The 1,115-nt window shown below is 71.5% G+C and carries 2 protein-coding genes; both read right to left on the reverse strand.

The annotated features are described in order from the left end of the window. Positions 1-809, reverse strand: an 809-nt coding sequence (locus AC27VN_RS42065; protein WP_490880601.1) for a phospholipase D-like domain-containing protein, incomplete at its 3' end; no start/stop codon positions are given. Between the two features lie 93 nt (positions 810-902). Beyond that, on the reverse strand, positions 903-1,115 hold a 213-nt coding region (locus AC27VN_RS42070), incomplete at its 5' end, for an ABC transporter C-terminal domain-containing protein (protein ID WP_490880602.1).

The raw sequence follows: 1,115 nt of genomic DNA on the forward strand, positions 1-1,115 counted from the left end.
GCGCGGGCCGATTCCTCGGCCAGCTCCCGGTCGGTCTGGCGCGCGCGGTCGCGGATCGCCTGCAGCTCCTCGCGCGAGACCAGCGACTGCGCCGGGTAGGCGCGCTCGTTGTTCCAGTAGCTGTCGAAGCTGCGCGAGAGGTCCTGCACGATCGGGCCGGCCGCGAGCACGTCGACGTCGATGAAGTTGCCGTTGAGTGAATTGCCGAAGTAGGCGTCGCCGAGGTTGCGCCCGCCGGTCACGCCCAGCACGTTGTCGGCCAGGAACAGCTTGTTGTGCATGCGCTGCTGGATGCGCGAGGCGTCGCCGGCCGAATTCAGCAGCCGGCTGAAGGTCGAGCCGCGCGCGCCCGCGAGCGGGTTGAACAGCCGCAGCTCGATGTTCGGCACGAAGGCCAGGCCCAGCACCAGCGCGTCGCGTCCGGTGCTGTGGAAGTCGTCGAGCAGGATGCGCACCCGCACGCCGCGCTCGGCCGCGGCGCGCAGGCCGCGTACCAGGCGCCCGGTGCTGGCGTCGACGTGGATGGCGTAGTACTGGAGGTCCAGCGTCTTCTGGGCGCCGTCGATCAGCGCCAGCCGGCTGCCGTAGGCCGCCTGCGGGCCCGCGAGCAGCAGGAAGCCCGATTCGTAGCGCGCCGCGTCGGCCCGGCGGCGCTCCTGGACCAGCGTGGCCAGGGCCGTGCCGGCCGGGGCGGCCAGCGCGGTGGACACCGGGCGGTCCACGTTCTGGGGCAATTGGGCGCAGGCGCCGAGGACGAGCAGCAGGGCCGCCGCCGTCGAACGACCGAGGTACGCTGGAATGAACGGCATGCGGTGGACTCCCCCGGCGCTTTCTGTTGTCTGGACTGGGTGCCGCATGTATAGCCGAGGTCGCGGCCGTCCGGCGTCGGACGGCACGCGGACTCAGCGGCTGGCGCCCAGTTCTTCCTGTCGCTCCATCGCGGTCAGCAGTTCGTCGTCGATCTGGGCATGGCGGGCCGCCAGCTCGGTGGCGCGCGAGGCGTCGGTGGCGTAGATCGCACCGCCGTCGAGCGCCAGGATTTCCGCGACGCGCTTCTGCTCGCTTTCCAGCGATTCGATCAGCGCGGGGAGGGCGTCGAACTCGCGCTGCTCCTT

The organism is Variovorax sp. 20P10.2.4 (genome assembly GCF_058244205.1).